This window comes from Streptomyces albidoflavus (assembly GCF_000719955.1).
GTDB classification, from domain to species: Bacteria; Actinomycetota; Actinomycetes; order Streptomycetales; family Streptomycetaceae; genus Streptomyces; species Streptomyces albidoflavus.
In genome coordinates, this window is sequence record NZ_JOII01000015.1 from 1 (window position 1) to 21,442 (window position 21,442).

Sequence of the window (21,442 nt, forward strand, 5' to 3'; positions counted from 1 at the left end):
GCTCGGGGCCGGGCCGGAGCGGGTCGGGTGGGGAGGGGTGGTGGGCGGCGCCGGGGCGGGCCGCTCCGGCGGGGACCGGCGCGACCTGCCCGGGGCGCGGGACAGGGGAGTGGTGGGGGAGGGAGGCGGCCGGTCAGTCCAGGCCGTGGCCGAGCGGGCCGCCGGTGTCGGCGCGCGCCCCGGCCGGGACGGGGGCGGCCAGCCGCTCCACCGCCGCCAGCGGGACGGGCAGCCAGTCGGGCCGGTGCCGGGCCTCGTAGAGCGCCTCGTAGACCGCCTTGTCGGTCTCGAAGGCGCGCAGCAGAACCGGTTCGTCGCGGGGGTCGCGGCCGTGCGCCTCCGCGTATCCGGCGCAGTACGCGTCCCGGCAGCGGTCGGCCCACTCCGGTGCCCACGGCTGGTGGGAGCGGGCCGCGTAGTCGAAGGAGCGGAGCATGCCGGCGACGTCGCGGACCGGGGGCTGGGGGAGCCGCCGTTCGGCCAGCGGCTTGACCGGCTCGCCCTCGAAGTCGATCAGCGACCAGTGGCCGTCGGGCCCGCGCAGGCACTGCCCGAGGTGCAGGTCGCCGTGGACCCGCTGGGCGGTGAGCGAGGTCCCGGCCAGCGAAGGGTCGGCCATCGCCTCGAAGGCGGTGCGCAGCCCCGGTACGTGCCGGTGGAGCGCGGGGACCGCCTGTGCGGCGGCGTCCAGCCGCTCCGTCATCTGCGCGGCCAGCGCCGCCAGCCGGGCCGGGCCCAGCGTCACGGTGGGCAGCGCTTCGGCCAGTGCCGCGTGCACCTCGGCGGTGGCCCGGCCCAGCGCGCGGGCCTCGCCGGAGAAGTCCTCACCGCGGGCGAGCGCGCCGAGCGCCAGCTCCCAGCCGTCGTCGCAGCCGCGCAGGAACGGCTGGAGGACGCCGAGGACCAGCGGCTCCGCGCCCCCGTCGGCCTCCAGCCAGGCGAGGGGCGCCGGCACCCGGGTGGAGCGGCCGGCGGCCAGTGCCCGGGGCAGCTCCAGGTCCGGGTTGACGCCGGGGACGACCCGGCGGAAGAGCTTGAGGATCAGCCGTTCGCCGTAGACGAGGGAGGAGTTGGACTGCTCGGCGCCGAGGACCCGGGCCGGCAGCCCGGCCGGGATGTCGCCCTGGCCGGCGCGGGCGAAGCGGAGCGCCCCGAGCCGCCCGGGCAGCCGCAGCCGCTCCAGGAGGACCTCGGTGAGGCGGGCGTCGTGCAGCGCGTCGTAGACGGCCTGCCCGGCGAGCGGTCCGTCGGCCGGACGGCCGATCAGCGCGGGGGCCAGGCGCGGCGGGAGGGTCCGGCGGACCCCGATGAGGAGCTGGTAGGTGTCACCCGGATCGGTGGCGGCGCCCGGGCCGGGACCGGCCGGCTGCTGGGCGCGGACCAGGAGGTGGAGCAGGCCGGGGCTGTCCGGTTTCGGACGGCCCGGCGGGCCCGGCGGCAGCAGTTCGGTGGCGGCGACCAGGGTGAAGCCCGTGACCGGGCGGCCCTTGCCGGCGAACCACCGCTGTCTGGGCAGCCAGGGGCGCAGCAGCGGGTCCAGGGAGGCGAGCAGCCCCCCGGACGCTGGGGAAGGAACGAGCGTGCTGGAGGCATCCGACATTGGCGGCGTCGCGTCCTTTCCCCGGGTACACCTCAATATCGCCCGACAGTGACCCGGATTGCGGCATTTGACGGTCCGGCGGTGCGCCCGGTCCCCTCATCGGCCGCAGAAGGCGGGCGTACGGGGTGGTGAAGTGCCCCGGACGGTGCGGGGCTCAGGGAGCGTGAAGGGGCGGGCTTGGTGCTCCGGGCGGGGCCGGGGGAGGTGCTCCCCGGTCCCGGTGACCGGCGTGCTGCGCGCGCTTGATGCGGTTACGCGTGCCCGGTGCGGGAGGGCCGTAACCGTCCCGCACCGGACACTTGGGGCTTCGCGGCCGCCGTCAGGGGGTGACGGCGGTGACCGCCGCCTCCTTGCGCAGGCGGAACCAGTAGAAGCCGTGGCCGGCCAGGGTCAGCAGGTACGGCAGGTCACCGATGGCGGGGAAGCGCACCCCGCCGGTCAGCTCCACCGGATGGCGTCCGGCGAAGGTCTGCAGGTCCAGCTCGGTGGGCTGGGCGAACCGCGAGAAGTTGTGCACGCACAGGACCAGGTCGTCCTCCTCCCCGTCCGGCCCGGGCGGGGCCTCGCGCAGGAAGGCGAGGACGGCCGGGTTGGTGGAGGGCAGTTCGGTGTACGACCCGAGCCCGAAGGCACGGTTCTGCTTGCGGATCTCGATCATGCGCCGGGTCCAGTGCAGCAGGGACGAGGGCGAGGACATGGCGGCCTCGACGTTGGTCACCTGGTAGCCGTAGACCGGGTCCATGATCGTGGGCAGGAAGAGCCGGCCCGGGTCGCTGGAGGAGAATCCGGCGTTCCGGTCGGGCGTCCACTGCATCGGCGTGCGGACCGCGTCGCGGTCGCCGAGCCAGATGTTGTCGCCCATGCCGATCTCGTCGCCGTAGTAGAGGATCGGCGAGCCCGGGAGGGAGAGGAGGAGGGCGGTGAAGAGTTCGATCTGGTTGCGGTCGTTGTCGAGCAGCGGGGCGAGGCGGCGCCGGATGCCGATGTTGGCCCGCATCCGCGGGTCCTTGGCGTACTCGGCGTACATGTAGTCGCGCTCTTCGTCGGTGACCATCTCGAGGGTCAGCTCGTCGTGGTTCCGCAGGAAGATGCCCCACTGGCAGCCCGAGGGGATGGCCGGGGTCTTGGCCAGGATCTCCGAGACCGGGTAGCGGGACTCCCGGCGGACCGCCATGAAGATGCGCGGCATCACCGGGAAGTGGAACGCCATGTGGCACTCGTCGCCGCCCTTGGCGTAGTCGCCGAAGTAGTCGACGACGTCCTCCGGCCACTGGTTGGCCTCGGCGAGCAGGACGGTGTCCGGGTAGTGGGCGTCGATCTCCTCGCGGACCCGCTTCAGCATGGCGTGCGAACGGGGGAGGTTCTCGCAGTTGGTGCCCTCCTCGGCGTAGAGGTAGGGCACGGCGTCGAGGCGGAAGCCGTCGATGCCGAGGTCCAGCCAGAACTTCAGCGCGGAGAGGATCTCCTCCTGGACGGCCGGGTTCTCGTAGTTGAGGTCCGGCTGGTGGGAGAAGAAGCGGTGCCAGTAATACTGCTGGCGGACCGGGTCGAAGGTCCAGTTCGACGCCTCGGTGTCGACGAAGATGATCCGGGCGTCCTGGTACTGCTTGTCGTCGTCGGCCCAGACGTAGTAGTCCCCGTAGGGGCCGTCCGGGTCGCGCCGGGACTCCTGGAACCACGGATGCTGGTCGCTGGTGTGGTTCATGACGAAGTCGATGATGACCCGCATGCCCCGCTGGTGGGCCGCGTCGACGAACTCCACGAAGTCGGCGAGGTCGCCGAACTCCGGGAGCACCGCCGTGTAGTCCGAGACGTCGTAGCCGCCGTCCCGCAGGGGCGACTTGAAGAACGGCGGCAGCCAGAGGCAGTCCACCCCCAGCCACTGGAGGTAGTCGAGCTTGGCGGTGAGGCCCTTGAGGTCGCCGATGCCGTCGCCGTTGCTGTCCTGGAAGGACCGGACGAGCACCTCGTAGAAGACGGCTCGCTTGAACCACTCGGGGTCACGGTCCTTGGCAGGGGTGTCCTCGAAGGTGTCCTGGACGGGTTCGTTGACGATCATGGTGTGGGTGACCCTCCGATCGGTGAGGACGGTCGCAGGACGAACAGGTGCGCGGGCGTGACGCCCGGCTCTAGACGCACGTAGTTGGCCCTGCCCCAGTGATAGGTCTCGCCGGTGAGCTCGTCGCGCACCGGTGTGGTGTCGTCCCAGCCGAGGCCGAGGCGCGGCATGTCCAACGAGACCGTGGCTTCCTGGGTGTGGTGCGGGTCGAGGTTGACGACCGTCAGGACCGTATTGCCACCCGATTGCTTGCTGTAGGCGAGCAGCGCGTCGTTGTCGGTGTGGTGGAAGTGCAGATCACGCAGTTGCTGGAGGGCCGGATTGCGGCGCCGGACCCGGTTCAGCGCGGTCAGCAGCGGGGTCAGGGTGCGCCCCTCCCGCTCGGCCGCCGCCCAGTCGCGCGGACGCAGCTGGTACTTCTCCGAGTCGAGGTACTCCTCGCTGCCCTCGCGCAGAGGCTGCGCCTCGCACAGCTCGAAGCCCGCGTAGACCCCCCAGCTGGGCGAGAGGGTCGCCGCCAGCACCGCCCGCGCCTCGAAGGCGGGGCGGCCCCCGTGCTGAAGGTACGCGTGCAGGATGTCCGGCGTGTTGACGAAGAAATTCGGCCGCATGTACGCGGCCGCGTCGCCGGTCAGCTCGGTCAGGTAGTCGGTCAGCTCCTGCTTGCCGTTGCGCCAGGTGAAGTAGGTGTACGACTGCTGGAAGCCGACGGCGGCCAGCGCGTGCATCAGCGCCGGCCGGGTGAACGCCTCGGCGAGGAAGACGACGTCCGGGTCGGTCCGGTTGATCTCGGTGATCACCCGCTCCCAGAAGACCACCGGCTTGGTGTGCGGGTTGTCGACGCGGAAGATCCGCACCCCGTGGTCCATCCAGAGCCGCAGCACCCGCAGGGTCTCGGCGACCAGGCCGTCCATGTCCTTGTCGAAGGCGATGGGGAAGATGTCCTGGTACTTCTTGGGCGGGTTCTCGGCGTACGCGATCGAGCCGTCGGGCCGGTGGTGGAACCACTCGGGGTGCTCCGTCACCCATGGGTGGTCCGGGGAGCACTGGAGGGCGAAGTCCAGCGCGATCTCCAGCCGCAGCTCGGTGGCGGTGCGCACGAAGGCGTCGAAGTCCTCGAAGGTGCCCAGCTCCGGGTGGATCGCGTCGTGCCCGCCGTCGGCGGAGCCGATCGCCCAGGGCACGCCCACGTCGTGCGGGGTGGGGGCGAGGGAGTTGTTGCGGCCCTTGCGGTGGGTGGTGCCGATCGGGTGGATCGGCGGCAGGTACACCACGTCGAAGCCCATCGCGGCGATCGCGGGCAGCCGGGCCGCCGCCGTCCGCAGCGTGCCGGAGACCGGCGGGCCGCCGTCCTCGGGCACCACGGCGCCCTCGGAGCGCGGGAAGAACTCGTACCAGGAGCCGAAGAGCGCCCGCCTCCGTTCCACCAGCAGCGGCAGCGGTTCGGAGGCCGAGAGCGGCTCGCGCAGCGGGTACCGCTCCAGCGCCGCCACCGCCTGCGCCTCCCCGGCCGCTGCGAGCCGCTGCCCGTCGCCGAGCGAGGTGTCCCGCAGCGCGTCGGCGACGGCGAGCACCGCCTCCCGGCGCCCCTTGGCCTTCGGTACGCCCTTGGCGGCGCGTTCGTGCAGCTGGGCGCCCTCTTCGAGGACCAGCTCGGTGTCGATCCCGGCCGGGATCTTCACGGCGGCGGTCCGGCGCCAGGTGGTCAGCGGGTCGCCCCACGCCTCCACCCAGTACGTCCAGTGGCCTTCCTCGGCCGGGGCGACCACGGCGCCCCAGCGGTCGGTGCCGGGCGCCAGCTCGCGCATGGGCGTCCAGGGGCCGGAGCGGCCGTCCGGGCCGCGCAGCACGACGTTGGCGGCGACGGCGTCATGGCCCTCGCGGAAGACGGTGGCGGTGATCTCGAAGGACTCGCCGCTCACCGACTTGGCGGGGCGTCTGCCGCCCTGGACGAGCGGTCGGACGTCGAGGACGGGGATGCGTCCAATGGGGGTGTTCACGGCATCACCTGCGGATCGTGCGGGTACGGGGGTGGCCGGGGACTCGGGCGTCCCGGCCGTCGTCCTCTCTATCGGCAGCTTTCGCCGTCCCTTTGACGCCTCGTAAGGGCGGGGGACCGGGCCGGGGACGCGATGGGGGCATGGAGGCTCCTTGCCGTTCGCTTCGACCGCGCGCCGGGGGGACGCGCCGGGGGACGTACGTCGGGTGCCTGCGGCGGAACCGCGGCACCGGGCCGGACGGGGCCGGCGGGGCCGTGCGGGAAAGCGTGACGCGGGAGTACCGGGACAGCCTTCCCCCACCCGAAGGGCGACCAATCCGCCCCTCACCCACCTACTGACGCGTACCCCCGATTTCCCCCACCCCCACTGCCCCTGGCATGTGCCCTCCGCGAAAACCCCAGGTTGTGACGGGTGTGACCAGTGGGGCGCAATGCACCTCGGCCCCCTTAGCCCGGCCGGCGCTTGAGGCCAACGAAAACGGCCCGCAGGCCGGGGGCTGGACGTCCCCCGATCTGCGGGCCAATGGGCCCGCCCCGCTAGGGCGAGACCTGGAGAAGCCGGTCCGGCGACCCGATCCGCCGGCCCGAGATCTGCCCCGTGGCGGCCTTGCCGACAATCCCCTTCTCGACCGTCGCCGGCGTCGCCTTCGGGTTGGCCGCCAGGTACAGCGCGGCAGCCCCGGCGACGTGCGGCGCCGCCATCGAGGTCCCGTCGAAGGTCACGGTGCCGGTGTCGTTCTTGTGCGAGGCGGACTTGATGTCCTCGCCCGGGGCGAACAGGTCGACGACCGGACCCCAGTTCGAGAAGTACGAGCGCTCGTCCCAGCGGTTGGTCGCCCCGACGGTGATGGCCTGCTTCACCCGGCCGGGCGAGGTGGTCTCGGCCGGCAGCCCCTCGTTGCCCGCGGCCACCGTGTAGGTGATCCCGGAGGCGATGGAGGTGCGGACGGCCTTGTCCAGCTCGGGGCTGACCCCGCCGCCGAGGCTGAGGTTGGCCACGGCCGGCTTGACGGCGTTCTTCGTCACCCAGTCGATGCCCGCGATGACCTGCGCGAGGGTCCCCTCGCCGTAGGCGTCGAGCACCCGCACGCCCACGACCTTGGCCTTCTTCGCCACGCCGTAGGTGGAGCCTACGGCGGTGGCCGCGACATGCGTGCCGTGGCCGTTGGAGTCCTGGGCGACCTTGTCCTTGCCGACGAAGTCGTACCCGTTGCGGGCCCGGCCGCCGAACTCCTGGTGGCTGATCCGGATGCCGGTGTCGATGACGTACACCGTGGCGCCCGCGCCGCCGCCGTCCGGCGAGGTGTACCGCTTGTCCAGCGGCAGGGCCGGCTGGTCGACGCGGTCCAGGCCCCAGACCGGGTTGGTCTGGGTGGCCGAGGCGCGCACCTTGACGTCCTGGGCGACCGAGGCCACGGCGGGGTCCGCCGCGAGCCGCCGGGCCTGGACGGCGTTGAGCTTCACCGCGTACCCGTTGAGGGCCCGCTGGTAGGTGTGGCTGATCTTGCCGCCGTACCGGCTCGCGAGCTTGACGCCCGCGGCCGACGGTGCCTTGACGCCGGACTTCAGCGTCACGATGTAGCTGTCGCGCACCACGTCGCGGGGGTTGTCGGCCTGACGGACCGTCCCCAGCTTCGGGCCCCCCGGCCCTGCGGGTGCCGCCTGGGCGGGCAGTGTGCCCACCGCGAGCGCCGCGACCGCGGCGGCGGCCACGGCCACCGTCCGGCGCGGAATGCGTATGACCTCGCTCATCTGCGAGTTCCCCTCCTCATGTCGACCCCGCGGTCCCGCCCATCGCGGGCCCGGCGGTGTCAGGCGTCAGCGTGTCGGGCCGGGGCCGCCCGGGCAACGGGTCAAGAGGGGGAAGACCGGGGCGAATGCGTCGTGAAGCCGCGGTAAAGGTTGTGTGATTGTTGCAACGGAACCGCCTGGCCGGGGCGACCGGGCCTCCGTCTCCGCGTGCGCCGCCGACGCCCCGTCAGCCGGGGCCGCGCGCCCCGTACGCGCCCTGCCGCGCGCCGGTCCTGACGCCCCATGATGCGAGCCGCCCCGCAAAAGCGGATGAATCCTGCGAAGGTGGAACCGTGAAGGCAATGCGTCGATTCACCGTGCGTCCCGTCCTCCCCGAACCCCTCCGCCCCCTCAGCGACCTGGCCCGCAACCTGCGCTGGTCCTGGCACGCGGAGACCCGCGAGCTGTTCCAGTCGGTCGACCCGGCCCGCTGGGCCGCCACCGGCGACCCGGTCCGGCTGCTCGCCGCCGTCCCGCCCGAACGCCTCGACACCCTCGCCGCCGACCGGCGCTTCCGGCTCCGCCTGGCCGCCGCCGTCGACGACCTCACCGACTACCTCGAAGGCGACCGCTGGTACCAGCGCCAGGAGGGCTCCCCGCCCGCCGCCGTCGCCTACTTCTCCCCCGAGTTCGGCGTCACCGCCGCCCTGCCGCAGTACTCCGGCGGCCTCGGCATCCTCGCCGGCGACCACCTCAAGTCCGCCAGCGACCTCGGCGTCCCGCTGATCGGCGTCGGGCTCCTCTACCGCCACGGCTACTTCCGCCAGTCCCTCTCCCGGGACGGCTGGCAGCAGGAGCACTACCCGGTCCTCGACCCGGACGAGCTGCCGCTCACCCTGCTCCGCGAGACCGACGGCAGCCCCACCCTGATCCGCCTCGCCCTGCCCGGCGGCCGGCTGCTGCGCGCCCGCGTCTGGCAGGCCCGGGTCGGCCGCGTCCCGCTGCTCATGCTCGACTCCGACGTCGAGGACAACGACGCCGCCGCCCGCGAGGTGACCGACCGGCTCTACGGCGGCGGCAGCGAGCACCGGCTCCACCAGGAGATGCTGCTCGGCATCGGCGGCGTCCGCGCGGTGCGGGCGTACTGCCGGCTCACCGGGCACCCGGCGCCCGAGGTCTTCCACACCAACGAGGGCCACGCCGGCTTCCTCGGCCTGGAGCGCGTCCACGAACTGGGCACGCCCGCCCCCGACGGGCCCGGCCTCGACTTCGACCAGGCCCTCCAGGTGGTGCGCGCCGGCACCGTCTTCACCACCCACACCCCGGTCCCGGCCGGGATCGACCGCTTCGACCGCTCGCTGGTCGCCCGCCACTTCGGCGAGGGCGCGGAACTCCCCGGCATCGACACCGGGCGCGTCCTGGCGCTGGGCACCGAGACCTACCCGGGCGGCGACCCGGGGCTCTTCAACATGGCCGTGATGGGGCTGCGGCTCGCCCAGCGCGCCAACGGCGTCTCCACCCTGCACGGCCAGGTCAGCCGGGAGATGTTCGCCGGGCTCTGGCCGGGGTTCGACGCCGAGGAGGTGCCGATCACCTCGGTCACCAACGGCGTGCACGCCCCCACCTGGGTCGCCCCCGAGGTGCTGCGGCTCGGCGCCCGCCGGGTCGGGACCGCCCGCGCAGAGGAGGCGCTGAGCGTCGGCGGCCCCGAGCGGTGGGACGCCATCGGCCAGATCTCCGACCAGGAGATCTGGGAGCTGCGCCGCACCCTGCGCGAGCAGCTGGTCGAGGAGATCCGCACCCGGCTCACCGCCGGCTGGCGCCAGCGCGGCGCGGGCCCGGCCGAACTCGGCTGGATCGACACCGCCTTCGACCCGTCCGTGCTGACCATCGGTTTCGCCCGGCGCGTCCCCTCGTACAAGCGGCTCACGCTGATGCTCCAGGACCGTGACCGGCTGCGGGCGCTGCTGCTCCACCCGGAGCGGCCGGTGCAGATCGTGGTGGCCGGCAAGGCGCACCCGGCCGACGACGGCGGCAAGCGGCTGGTGCAGGAGCTGGTCCGGTTCGCCGACGACGCGGGGGTCCGCCACCGCATCGCCTTCCTGCCCGACTACGGCATGGCGATGGCCCAGAAGCTCTACCCGGGGTGCGACGTCTGGCTCAACAACCCGCTGCGCCCGCTGGAGGCCTGCGGCACCTCCGGGATGAAGGCCGCCCTCAACGGCTGCCTCAACCTCTCCGTCCTCGACGGCTGGTGGGACGAGTGGTACGACCCGGACTTCGGCTGGGCCATCCCCACCGCCGACGGCGGCGGCGACCTCACCGCCAAGGAGACCGAGCGCCGCGACGCCCTGGAGGCCACCGCCCTCTACGAACTGCTGGAGCAGCGCGTCGCCCCGCGCTTCTACGAGCGGGGCCGCGAGGGGCTGCCCGACCGCTGGATCGGCATGGTCCGCGAGACCCTGACCCGGCTCGGCCCGAAGGTCATCGCGGGCCGCATGGTCCGCGAGTACGTCGAGACCCTCTACGCCCCGGCCGCCCGCGCCCACCGCGCGCTCGGCCCTGAGCAGGCGCGCGAACTGGCCGCGTACAAGGAGCGGGTGCGCTCCGGGTGGGCGCAGGTCGCGGTGGAGCACGTGGACGCGGGGGCCGACGGTCCGGACGGCGACGGCTCCCCGGCCCAGCTCGGCGCCACCCTCGCCCTGCGGGTCCGGGTGCGCCTGGGCGAGCTGGCGCCCGAGGACGTGGAGGTGCAGGCGGTCTCCGGGCACGTCGACGGGGACGACCGGATCAGCGGGGCCACCCGGGTGCCGCTGAAGCCCGCGCCGGGCGGGCCGGACCTGGACGGCCGCTGGACCTTCGAGGGCCCGCTCGCCCTCGACCGCACCGGCAGCTTCGGCTACACGGTCCGGGTGCTGCCCAGCCACCGGCTGCTGGCCTCCGGCGCCGAGATGGGGCTGATCGCCGTCCCGGCGGAGGCGGCGGGCCGGGAGGCCGGCGTCCTGCTGCGCTGAGCACGACGAAGAGGCGACGGAAAAAGCGGCACCCGGGGCGAGCGCTCAGCCCCGGGTGCCGCGGTCTTCCGCCGGTGCGTCAGCTGACGTTGACCGCCGCCCAGGCGCGGTCGACGCCCTGGTACTCGGCCGAGTCGGCGCCGTACAGCTCGCTCGCCGCCTCCAGGGTGGCCTCGCGGGCCGCCGCGTAGTCGGTGGTGGAGGTCATGTACTGGGTGAGCGCCTTGAACCAGATCTGCTCGGCCTTCTCGATGCCGATGCCGGTGACCGGCTCGCCGTCGGAGGTCGGCGAGTCGTAGGAGACGCCGTTGATCTCCTTGGCGCCGCTGCCCTCGGAGAGCAGGTAGAAGAAGTGGTTGGCGACGCCCGAGGAGTAGTGGACGTCGACGTTGCCGATGCCGTCGTACCAGTAGTCCTCGGAGGAGCCGTCCTTCGACGGTTCGTCCATGTAGCGCAGCGGGGAGCCGTCGCCGTTGATGTCGATCTTCTCGCCGATGAGGTAGTCCGGGACGTCGTCCTCGCTGTCGGCGTGGAATTCGACCGCGGTGGCGAAGATGTCGCTGGTCGCCTCGTTGAGGCCGCCGGACTCGCCGGAGTAGATCAGCCCGGCCGTCACCGAGGTGACGCCGTGGGTCATCTCGTGGGCGGCGACGTCGAGCGAGGTGAGCGGGGCGGCGTTGCCCGCGCCGTCGCCGTAGGTCATGCAGAAGCAGGAATCGGTCCAGAAGGCGTTGACGTAGTTGTTGCCGTAGTGGACGCGCGAGTACGCGCCGACGCCGTCGCCCTTGATGCCGGAGCGGCCGTGCACCTGCTCGTAGTAGTCCCAGGTGGCGCCCGCGCCGTAGGCGGCGTCGACGGCGGCGGTGGCCGGGTCGTTCGGCGTGCCGTCGCCCCACTTGTCGTCGTCGTCGGTGAAGAGGGTGCCGGTCCCCGAGGAACCGTTCTTCAGGTCGTAGGTCTTGTGGCCGCCGCGCTCGCCGTCGGTCAGCTCGAAGGCGCCGCCGGAGGCGGTGGTGCCGATCTCGACGGTGCCGCTGTACTGGCTCTCGCCGGTGCCGGCGTGGACCGCGTCCCACTGGAAGAGCTGCTTGCCGGTGGCGGCGTCGGTGACGGTGTGCAGCTCCTGCGGCGTGCCGTCCTTCTTGGTCCCCTTGGTCACCTTCTCGAAGGCCAGCTTCGGGGTGCCCTCGGCGGCCCAGACGACCTTGCGGGCGCCCTTCGGGGTGGCGGCCGTGGTGACGGTGTCGACCTTCAGCTCGGCCTTGACGGCCTTGGTGACGCCCTCGGTGGCGCCGGCCTTGTCGGTGTGGACCACCAGGTCGCCGCCGAGGACGGGCAGGCCCTGGTAGGTGCGCTCGTACCGGGTGTGCAGGCTGCCGTCGCGGTCCTTGACCACGTCGCGGACGACCAGCTTCTCCTGGGCGCCGAGGCCGATCGCACGGGCGGTGTCCGCCTTCGCGGTGTCCGCCTCCTTGAGCAGGCTCGCCTTGGCGCCCGCGGAGAGGGTGGCGGGGGCGGCCGCGGGCACCTTCTCGGCGGCGGCGGGCTGGGCGACGGCCCCGCCGGAGGAGAGCCCGGCGGCGAGCAGCGCGCCGGCGGCGACGGCGGTGGACAGGGCAAGGCCGGTACGGCGGCGGGATATGTGGGGGGTCACGCGCGCTCCCTGGTGAGGACCGGCCGGGGCGGTGGCCGCCGGGCCGGATGTGGGGGACCGGGCCGCATGGCTGCGGTCCGGGTGGGGAAGTAGCGGTGTACGTGCGGCCACCCGGGGGCGTGGGGCGCTCCGGGTGACGCGGCTGAGGTGCGGGTGAACAGTGGTTGTCGTGCGGGGGAAGCGTGTCACTCGTGGCGTGTACATGCCATGCATGGGGCGGAGGTTGGCCGGAAATCGTCCGCCCAGAGGTGGCCGAAGTCCGCTATGCGGGGACTGTCCTGGCAGGGCCGCGCACGGCCGGTGACATGAGGTGAGGGACGGCCGGGCCGGCAACTCATTTCCGGCCGTGGCTTGTTGCTGCCGGTCGCCGGAGAGGGGAGGCCGCCCGCGCTCAGGGGCCCGTCGTTCTCCGAGCCGCGTTCTCCTGGGCTGCCAGCAGCTCGTCACCGTGGTCGACCGCCCAGCGTCCGAGCGCCACCATGGGGCCTTCGACGAGGCTCTGCCCCAGGACTGTGAGGCCGTACTCGACGCGAGGGGGCGCTTCGGCGTGTGCGTGGCGGCCGACCAGGCCGCCGGCGAGCAGACGGCGCAGGGTGTCGGTCAGGACCTTGTCGCTGATGCCGCCGATCGCGGCGCGCAGCTCGCGGCGTCGGCGCGGGCCCGCGCGCAGAGCCGCCAGCACCACGGGGTCCCAGGTGTGGGTGAAGAGATCGGTGGCCGCCCGCAGACGGCAGTCGGCGACCCACTCGTGGCCGCGCCCTTCGTGATCAGTCATCTCGCTCCCCATCATCGCGCGGGTGTCACGCACCGACCGGTGCGTGACGGCTTCCCTAGCGTGAGGGCCCGACTGACCGCCACGGGAGAGGAAGCGACGATGCGTATCGGGATCCTGGGAACAGGAAGGCTGGCGGCGGCCCTGGGGGAGGGCTGGTCAGGCGCGGGCCATGAGGTGGCGATCGGCGGGCGGTCGCGGGACAAGGCCGAGAGGCTGGCCGAGCGGCTCGGGCGCGGAGTGCTCGCCGTCACGCCCCGGGAGGCGGCCACCGGGCGCGACGCGGTGCTGCTCGCCGTGGCCTGGGACGGCGTCGCCACCATGCTGGGGCTGGCGGGCGCCTTCGACGGCGCCCTGGAGGGGACGCCGTTGATCGACCCCACCAACGCCGTGGCGCACGGCGTGGGCGCTCTGCTCACCGAGCCCGGCGAGTCGATGGCGGGGCGGATCGCCGGGCTCGCTCCGGGAGCCCGGGTCGTCAAGGCGTTCCACCTCTTTCCCGCTGACCGGTGGGGGAGTTCTCCCGGCGGAGGCCGGTCCGGCGTGACGGTGGCGATGTGCGGCGACGACGACGCCGCCCTGCGTGTCGTCGGCGAGCTGGTCCGTGACGTCGGCGGGACGGCGGCCGTTCTCGGGGCGCTGGACCGCGTCCGCCAGCTGGAGGAGGCGGCGGGCTTCGTCATCGGGCTGTCCTTCGCCGGCTTCGATCCCCGCTCGGCGGTCCCCGGGGTCCCCGCGTCGGCGTGACGCGAGCGGTTCACGGCCCTCCGCCCGGGCGGCCGCGAACCGCTCACCGGCGGGCCCCTCAGCCCGCCATACTCTCCCGCCACGCCCGGTGCAGTCCCGCGAACTCCCCGGTGCCCGCGATGAGTTCCTCCGGGGTGCCGTCCTCGGCGATCCGGCCGTCCGCCATCACCAGGACCCGGTCGGCGATGGCCACCGTCGAGAGGCGGTGGGCGATGACCACGGCGGTGCGGCCGCGCAGCACCGTCGCCAGGGCCTGCTGGACGGCGCGCTCGCCGGGGATGTCCAGCGAGCTGGTCGCCTCGTCCAGGATCAGCACCGCCGGGTCGGCGAGCAGGGCGCGGGCGAAACCGACCAGCTGGCGCTGGCCCGCCGAGATGCGGCCGCCGCGCTTGCGCACATCGGTGTCGTAGCCGTCGGGCAGCTCGGCGATGAACGCGTGGGCGCCGATCGCGCGGGCCGCCGCCTCCACCTCGGCGCGGGTCGCGTCGGGGCGGCCGATGGCGATGTTCTCCGCGACGGTGCCGGAGAAGAGGAACGCCTCCTGGGTCACCATCACCACGCCGCGCCGCAGGTCGGGCGTGGCCAGAGTGCGCAGGTCCACGCCGTCCAGGAGGACCTGGCCGGCCGAGGGGTCGTAGAAGCGCGCCAGCAGCTTGGCCAGGGTCGACTTGCCCGCGCCGGTGGAGCCGACCACGGCGACCGTCTGCCCGGCCGGGATGGTGAGGTCGAAGCGGGGGAGCACCTCGCCGCCGGTGCGGTAGCCGAAGGAGACCCCGGCGAACTCCACGGTCCGGCCCGGTCCGGCACCGGTCGGCGCGGGCAGCGCCACCGGCGTCTCCGGCTCGGGCACGGCGGGGCGCTGCGCCAGCAGGCCCGCGATCTTCTCCAGGGAGGCGGCGGCCGACTGGTAGGCGTTGAGGAACATGGCCATCCGGTCGATCGGGTCGTACAACCGCCGGACGTACAGCACGGCGGCGGCCAGGACGCCGAGGGCGAGGGCGCCGTCCGCGACGCGCCAGGCGCCCCACAGGACCATCCCGGCGACCGCCGTGTTGGCGACCAGCCGGGAGCCCACCACGTACCGGGCCATCTCCAGCAGGGCGTCGCCGTTGGAGCGTTCGTGGGTGCGGTTCAGCTCGGCGAACTCCGCGTCGTTGGCCTCCTCGCGGCGGAAGGCGCGGACCGGGCGGATGCCGTTGACCGTCTCGGTGAACTTGACGATGACCCGGGCGATCGCCGTCGACCGGCGTGCGTACACCCGGCCCACCCGGCGCTGGTAGAGCCGGATCAGCAGGTAGAGCGGGACGAAGGAGAGGACCGCCACCGAGCCGATGCCCAGGTCCAGCCAGAGCAGCATCCCGCCGATGTAGACGAAGGAGACCAGGACCGTCACCAGCTCCTGGAGCCCCTCGTCGAGCAGTTCGCGCAGCGACTCCACGTCGGTGGTGGCCCGGGAGATCAGCCGCCCCGAGGTGTACCGCTCGTGGAAGTCCAGGCTCAGCGCCTGCCCGTGCCGGAAGATCCGGCCCCGCAGGTCGAGCAGGACGTCCTGGCTGACCACCGCCGACCGGGTCAGGAAGGCGTACTGGAGCAGCCCGCCGGCCAGCGCGCACCCCAGATACCCGGCGCCGACCGCCACCAGCGGCCCCCACCGGCCCTCCCGCACGGCCGGCACACCCTGGTCGATCGCGTACGCCACCAGCAGCGGCCCGGCCTGGATGGCGGCCTGCTGGAGCAGGAGGAGCAGGACGACGAGGCCGACCCGGGCGCGCATCGGCGCCAGCAGGGAGCGCAGCAGCGAGGCGGTGGCGCCGGGCGGGGTGGGCAGGTCGTCCTGGTCGAACGGGTCGGGGGCCGGGACGGCGAGGGCCGCCGGCGTCCGGCCGTCCTCCGGGGTCTCCTTCGGGCGGGACTCGGTGGTCATCGGCTCGTTCCCTTCGCCAGCTCGGCCGGGCCGGGCCCGCCGGTGCCGGGCGGCGCGTCGGCCCCCGACATCAGCCAGGCGTACTCGGCGTTCTCCCGCAGCAGTTCCTGGTGGGTGCCGACGGCGGCGATCCGCCCGCCGGAGAGCAGCGCCACCCGGTCCGCCAGCAGCACCGTGGAGGGGCGGTGCGCCACCACCAGCGCCGTGGTGCCCTTCAGCACCCGGCGCAGCGCCTCCTCGACCAGTGCCTCGGTGTGCACGTCGAGGGCGGAGAGCGGGTCGTCCATCACCAGGAAGCGGGGCGCGCCGACCACCGCCCGGGCCAGGGCGAGCCGCTGCCGCTGGCCGCCGGAGAGGCTGAGCCCCTGTTCGCCGACCTCGGTCGCCGTGCCGTCGGGGAGCCGGTCCACGAAGCCGGCCTGGGCCACCTCCAGGGCGCGGCGCAGCTCCGCCTCACCGGCCCCGCCGTCCGCGCCCATCAGGACGTTCTCCCCGACCGAGGCCGAGAAGAGGGTCGGTTCCTCGAAGGCGAGCGCCACCCGCGACCGCAGCTCGGCGCGGGGCAGCGCGGTGATGTCCTCCCCGTCCAGGGTGATCCGCCCGGCCGTCACCTCGTGCAGCCTGGGCACCAGCGCCGTCAGGGCCGTCTTGCCGCTGCCGGTCGCGCCGACCAGCGCCATCGTCTCGCCGGAGCGGACGTGCAGGTCGATGCCGTCGAGCACCGGCGGCGAGTCCGGTGCCGCGTCGGGGAAGCGGAAGACGACGTCGGCGAAGCGCAGCCCGTCGGCGGGCCCGTCCGGGTCGCCGCCCGGCGCCGCCCCGGGGAGCGCGTCGGGCCCGACCGACTCGCGGGCCGTGTCGATCACCTCGAAGTACCGCCGGGTCGCCGTCGCCGCCTCCTGGCACATCGCCAGCAGGAAGCCGATCGACTCCACCGGCCAGCGCAGCGCCAGCGCCGTCGTCAGGAAGGCCACCAGGGTGCCCGCCGACAGGGCGCCGTCGGCGACCTGGACCACGCCGAGGACCAGCGCCCCGCCGAGCGCCAGCTCCGGGAGGATCACGATGACCGCCCAGATCGAGGCGAGCAGCCGGGCCTTGGCCAGCTCGGTGGTGCGCAGCTGCCGGGACTGCTCGCCAAAGGCCCGCGCCTGGCTGCGGTGGCGGCCGAAGCCCTTGATGATCCGGATGCCGAGCACGCTCTCCTCGACCACCGTCGTCAGGTCGCCCGCCTGGTCCTGGGCGCGCCGGGCGACCCGCGCGTACCGGGACTCGAAGAGCGAGCAGACCGCGATCAGCGGCAGGACGGGCAGGAGCAGCACCAGGCCCAGCGTCCACTCCTGCGCCAGCAGGACGGCCATGCCGACGACGATGGTGGCGCCGTTGACCACCAGGAAGGTCAGCGGGAAGGCGAGGAACATCCGCAGCATCATCAGGTCGGTGGTGCCGCGCGACAGCAACTGGCCCGAGGCCCAGCGGTCGTGGAAGGCGACCGGCAGCCGCTGGACGTGGGCGAAGAGGTCACCGCGCAGCCGCGCCTCCACCCCGGCCAGCGGTCGCGCCACCAGCCACCGCCGGAAACCGAAGAGCACGGCCTCCGCGACCCCGATGCCGAGCAGCAGCAGGGCGCCCAGCCAGACCCCGCCGGGATCGCCGCCGGCCACCGGGCCGTCGACGATCCACTTGAGGACCAGCGGGATCACCAGGCCGACGCAGGAGGCGGCGATGGCGACGACCACGGCCGTGAACAGCCGCGCCCGTACGGGACGGACGTACGGCCACAGCCGCAGCAGCGTCCGCACCGCCGACGGCTCGGGTCTGTCCGGCGGGGTGTCGGGGGCGGTCTCGGGGTGCGAGGGAGAGTCAGACATCAGGAGTGAGCGTACGGTTCGCCCCTGACACCGACCAGCGACTTTTGACCCAGCCGGGCTCGGTCCCCGGACCTGCCCCTGACCCCTCGTCCCCCGCTCCTGGGGGTCCGTCCAGGGACCCGCCTCATCCGATCGGATGAGGCCCGCGTCACACCTTGACGGCCATACTCCCGTCCATGCCCATCATCGAAGTCAGCGGAGTACGCAAGGCGTACGGCGGCCGCACCGTCGTGGACGGCATCTCGTTCACCGTCGAGGAAGGAGAGATCTTCGGCATCCTCGGCCCCAACGGCGCCGGCAAGACCACCACCGTGGAGTGCGTGGAGGGGCTGCGCCACCCCGACGCCGGGACGGTCAAGGTGGCCGGACTCGACCCCGTACGGGACCGGGACGGCGTCACCCGGGTGCTCGGCGCCCAGCTCCAGGAGAGTGAGCTGCAGCCGAAGATCACCGTCCAGGAGGCGCTCCAGCTCTACGCCGCCTGCTACCCCGACCCCGCCGACTGGCGCGCGCTCGCCGAGCGCCTCGGCCTCACCGAGAAGCTCTCCACCCGGTTCGCCAAGCTCTCCGGCGGCCAGAAGCAGCGCCTGTTCATCGCGCTGGCCCTGATCGGCAACCCGCGCGTCGTCGTCCTGGACGAGCTGACCACCGGCCTGGACCCGCGTGCCCGCCGGGAGACCTGGGCGCTCATCGAGGAGGTCCGCGACAGCGGCGTCACCGTCCTGCTGGTCACCCACTTCATGGAGGAGGCCCAGCGGCTCTGCGACCGGATCGCCGTCATCGACAAGGGCCGCGTCGCCGCCCTCGACACCCCGGCCGGGCTGGTCAGCCGCGCCGCCGGAGCGGTCGTCACCACCTTCACCCCCTCCGCCCCGCTGCCCGCCGCCGACCTGGCCGCGCTGCCGCGGCTCGCCTCCCACGAGGAGCGCGACGGGAACGTCACCCTCACCGGCACCGACGAGACCGTCACCGCGCTGCTCGCCCTCCTCGCCCGCACCGGCACCACCGCGCACCGGCTGCGGATCGTCGAGGCCACCCTCGACGACGCCTTCCTCGACCTGACTGGAGAAGCCGCATGACCAGCGCCGCCGCCCCCGCCAAGGCGTCGCCCGGCCGCGCCGTGCTGCGCACCGAGACCCGCCTGTTCCTGCGCGAGCCGGGCAGCCTCTTCTGGATCATCGGCTTCCCCGTCCTGCTCCTCGCGATCCTCGGCGCGATCCCCGGCTTCCGCGAGCCCGACCCGGCCAACGGCGGGCAGCGGATCATCGAGTTCTACGTGCCGACCGCCGTGGTGCTCGCGATGATCATGGCCGGGCTCCAGGCGATGCCCCCGGTCATCACCGGCTACCGGGAGCGCGGCATCCTGCGCCGGATGTCGGTCACCCCGGTCCGCCCGCAGGCGGTGCTCGGTGCCCAGATGGGGCTGCACGGGGTGGCCTCGCTGGTCTCCGCGCTGCTGGTGATCGTCGTCGGCCGGCTCGTCTTCGACGTGGCGCTGCCCGGACAGCCGGCCGGTTACGTGCTGGCGCTGCTCCTGGCCATCGTCTGCGCGCTGGCGCTGGGCGCCTTCATCTCCGCCGTCGCCCCCACCACCAAGATCGCCACCGCCATCGGCTCGATCGTCTTCTTCCCGTCGATGTTCACCGCCGGCGTCTGGCTGCCGATCCAGGCCATGCCCGACCTGCTGGCCGACATCGTCTCCTTCACCCCGTTCGGCGCGGCCGTGCAGGCCCTCGACCAGGCCGCCGCCGGGGACTGGCCCTCCTGGTCGCACCTGGGGGTGGCCGCGCTGTGGGCGGCGCTGCTGTCGCTGGGCGCCGTCCGCTGGTTCCGCTGGGAGTGAGGCGTACGCGCCGGGGTCCCGGCGCGTACGCCCGGCTCACTCCACGACCCGCAGCACCAGCACCGAGCGGCCCGGCACGGTGACGGTGGCGCCGCCCGGGTGCGCGGTGCCCGGCTCCGCCGCCTGCTCCTCGGCGGCGGTGTCGACGGCCACCTCGTACCGGGCGGCCCAGGGCGTGCCCGGCAGGGTGACCTCGACGGGGGCGTGCCCGGCGTGCAGCACGATGTGGAAGCTGGCCCCGGTGACCGGCGTACCGCGTTCGTCCTGGTCGGGGATGTCGCGGCCGGAGAGGTAGAGGGCGAGGGTGTCGGTGGGGGCGTACCACTCGTCCTCGGTCATCTCGGTGCCCCGAGCGGTGAACCAGGCCAGGTCCCGCAGCCCGTCCTCGGCCTGGGCCCGCCCGGCGAAGAAGGAGCGGCTGCGCAGGACGGGGTGGGCGCGGCGCAGCGCGATCAGCCGGCGGGTCAGGGCCAGCAGGCCGGCCCAGTCCGGGTCCTCGCGCAGCGACCAGTCGACCCAGCTCGTCCCGTCGTCCTGGCAGTAGGCGTTGTTGTTGCCGCCCTGGGTGCGGCCCATCTCGTCGCCGGCGGTGAGCATCGGGACGCCGGTGGAGAGCAGCAGGGTGGTCAGCAGGTTGCGGAGCTGGCGGTGGCGGAGCGCGGTGACGGCCGGGTCGTCGCTCTCGCCCTCGGCGCCGCAGTTCCAGGAGCGGTTGTCGTCGGTGCCGTCGCGGTTCTCCTCGCCGTTGGCCTCGTTGTGCTTGCGTTCGTAGGAGACCAGGTCGCGCAGGGTGAAACCGTCGTGGGCGGTGACGAAGTTGACGGAGGCGTGCGGGCGGCGGCCGCCCCAGGCGTAGAGGTCGCTGGAGCCGGAGAGCCGGTAGCCGAGGTCGCGTACGTCGGGCAGGGCGCCGCGCCAGAAGTCGCGGACGGCGTCGCGGTAGCGGTCGTTCCACTCGGTCCACAGCGGCGGGAAGGCGCCCACCTGGTAGCCGCCCGTGCCGACGTCCCACGGTTCGGCGATCAGCTTGACCCGGCGCAGCACCGGGTCCTGGGCGATCACTGCGAGGAACGGCGAGAGCATGTCCACGTCGTGGAAGGAGCGGGCCAGCGCCGCCGCCAGGTCGAAGCGGAAGCCGTCCACGCCCATCTCGGTGACCCAGTACCGCAGCGAGTCGGTGATCAGCCGCAGCACGTGCGGCCGGACCACGTGCGGGGTGTTGCCGCAGCCGGTGTAGTCGGCGTAGCGGCGGGCGTCGTGCTGGAGGCGGTAGTACCCGGCGTTGTCGATGCCCTTGAGGCTGAGGGTGGGGCCCAGCTCCCCGGCCTCGGCGGTGTGGTTGTAGACCACGTCGAGGACGACCTCGATGCCGGCCGCGTGCAGCGCCCGGACCATCGCGCGGAACTCGCCGACCTGCTGCCCGGTGCTGCCGCCCGCGGCGTAGGCGGCGTGCGGCGCGAACCAGCCCAGCGAGTTGTACCCCCAGTAGTTGCCGAGCCCGCGCCGCAACAGGTGGTCCTCGTGGGCGAACTGGTGCACCGGCAGCAGTTCGACGGCGGTCACTCCCAGCTCGACCAGGTGGGCGACGGCCGCCGGGTGGGCGAGCCCCGCGTAGGTGCCGCGCAGCTCCTCCGGGATGTCCGGGTGGCGCATGGTGAAGCCGCGCACGTGCAGCTCGTAGATGACGGTGTCGGCCCACGGCGTCTTCGGCCGCACGTCGTCCCGCCACTCGTCGGGCCCGTCGTCCTGGACGACGACGCCCTTGGGGACGTACGGCGCCGAGTCCCGGTCGTCGCGGACGGTGTCGGCGTACTCCTGCTGGGGCCAGTCGCGGACGTGCCCGTAGACCTCGGGCGGCAGCCGCCGGTAGTCGGCGCCGCGCGGGGCGTCGACGGCGCGGGCGTAGGGGTCTAGGAGGAGCTTGGCCGGGTTGAAGCGGGCGCCGGTCCACGGGTCCCAGGGGCCGTGCACCCGGTAGCCGTACCGGCGGCCGGCGCCGACGCCCGGCAGGAAGCCGTGCCAGATGCCGTGGGTGAACTCGGGCAGCGGGCAGCGCGTCTCCCGGCCGTCCTCGTCGAAGAGGCAGACCTCCACCGCCTCGGCGCCGCCCGCCCACAGCGCGAAGTTGGTGCCCCTGACCCCGCCGGGCCCGGTGCGCGGGCGGGCGCCCAGCGGATGGGGGGCGCCGGGCCACACCGGCACACCCGGGGCGCCCGGGGAGCGGGACGGCC

The 21,442-nt window shown here is 73.7% G+C and carries 13 protein-coding genes; 4 read left to right on the forward strand and 9 right to left on the reverse strand.

The window, feature by feature from the left end; genetic code table 11:
- Window positions 1-133: 133 nt before the first annotated feature.
- The 4 genes from IF45_RS0117300 to IF45_RS0117315 form a co-directional block, all read right to left on the reverse strand.
- The gene (locus IF45_RS0117300; RefSeq protein WP_003950950.1) at window positions 134-1,600 is read right to left on the reverse strand and encodes a maltokinase N-terminal cap-like domain-containing protein; all 1,467 of its coding nucleotides are present in this window, start codon (window positions 1,598-1,600) and stop codon (window positions 134-136) included.
- A 319-nt stretch (window positions 1,601-1,919) separates the two neighbouring features.
- The gene (gene treS, locus IF45_RS0117305; protein ID WP_003950951.1) at window positions 1,920-3,659 is read right to left on the reverse strand and encodes a maltose alpha-D-glucosyltransferase; all 1,740 of its coding nucleotides are present in this window, start codon (window positions 3,657-3,659) and stop codon (window positions 1,920-1,922) included.
- Window positions 3,656-5,659 (reverse strand): alpha-1,4-glucan--maltose-1-phosphate maltosyltransferase, encoded by a 2,004-nt coding sequence (locus IF45_RS0117310; RefSeq protein ID WP_030308257.1) that lies wholly within the window; start codon window positions 5,657-5,659, stop codon window positions 3,656-3,658. The genes treS and IF45_RS0117310 overlap by 4 nt, the downstream gene beginning before the upstream one ends.
- 536 nt (window positions 5,660-6,195) lie before the next feature.
- On the reverse strand, window positions 6,196-7,410 hold the full coding sequence (locus IF45_RS0117315; protein WP_030308259.1) for a S8 family peptidase: 1,215 nt from the start codon (window positions 7,408-7,410) through the stop codon (window positions 6,196-6,198).
- Between the two features lie 332 nt (window positions 7,411-7,742).
- Here IF45_RS0117315 and glgP point away from each other — a divergent pair, with 332 nt between their 5' ends.
- Window positions 7,743-10,403 carry an alpha-glucan family phosphorylase gene (glgP, locus tag IF45_RS0117320; RefSeq protein ID WP_026282216.1) on the forward strand — a complete coding sequence of 887 codons (2,661 nt, stop codon included), beginning with the start codon at window positions 7,743-7,745 and terminating at the stop codon, window positions 10,401-10,403.
- 79 nt (window positions 10,404-10,482) lie between these two features.
- On the opposite strand, the gene IF45_RS0117325 is transcribed toward glgP, so the two are convergent.
- The gene (locus tag IF45_RS0117325; protein WP_008406742.1) at window positions 10,483-12,057 is read right to left on the reverse strand and encodes a M4 family metallopeptidase; all 1,575 of its coding nucleotides are present in this window, start codon (window positions 12,055-12,057) and stop codon (window positions 10,483-10,485) included.
- A gap of 391 nt (window positions 12,058-12,448) precedes the next feature.
- Window positions 12,449-12,832, reverse strand: a complete 384-nt coding sequence (locus IF45_RS0117330; protein ID WP_030308261.1) for a winged helix-turn-helix transcriptional regulator — start codon at window positions 12,830-12,832, stop codon at window positions 12,449-12,451.
- Between the two features lie 99 nt (window positions 12,833-12,931).
- On the opposite strand from IF45_RS0117330, the gene IF45_RS0117335 reads away from it, so the two are divergent.
- Window positions 12,932-13,576, forward strand: a complete 645-nt coding sequence (locus IF45_RS0117335) for an NADPH-dependent F420 reductase (RefSeq protein WP_008406740.1) — start codon at window positions 12,932-12,934, stop codon at window positions 13,574-13,576.
- 58 nt (window positions 13,577-13,634) lie between these two features.
- Here IF45_RS0117335 and IF45_RS0117340 read toward each other — a convergent pair whose 3' ends face one another.
- Window positions 13,635-15,500 (reverse strand): ABC transporter ATP-binding protein, encoded by a 1,866-nt coding sequence (locus tag IF45_RS0117340; protein WP_018893504.1) that lies wholly within the window; start codon window positions 15,498-15,500, stop codon window positions 13,635-13,637.
- Window positions 15,497-17,368, reverse strand: a complete 1,872-nt coding sequence (locus IF45_RS0117345) for an ABC transporter ATP-binding protein (protein ID WP_078842888.1) — start codon at window positions 17,366-17,368, stop codon at window positions 15,497-15,499. Before IF45_RS0117345 ends, IF45_RS0117340 begins: the two co-directional genes overlap by 4 nt.
- Before the next feature lie 176 nt (window positions 17,369-17,544).
- Between IF45_RS0117345 and IF45_RS0117350 the strand changes: the two genes are divergently transcribed.
- Window positions 17,545-18,447 (forward strand): ABC transporter ATP-binding protein, encoded by a 903-nt coding sequence (locus IF45_RS0117350; RefSeq protein WP_030308263.1) that lies wholly within the window; start codon window positions 17,545-17,547, stop codon window positions 18,445-18,447.
- Window positions 18,444-19,211: an ABC transporter permease gene (locus IF45_RS0117355; protein ID WP_003950961.1), complete on the forward strand. Its 768-nt coding sequence runs from the start codon at window positions 18,444-18,446 to the stop codon at window positions 19,209-19,211. The genes IF45_RS0117350 and IF45_RS0117355 overlap by 4 nt, the downstream gene beginning before the upstream one ends.
- 36 nt (window positions 19,212-19,247) lie before the next feature.
- Here the strand turns inward: IF45_RS0117355 and glgX are convergent, their stop codons facing one another.
- Entirely contained in the window at window positions 19,248-21,407 is a 2,160-nt protein-coding gene (gene glgX, locus IF45_RS0117360; RefSeq protein WP_174905217.1) for a glycogen debranching protein GlgX, read from the reverse strand.
- Window positions 21,408-21,442 lie beyond the last annotated feature (35 nt).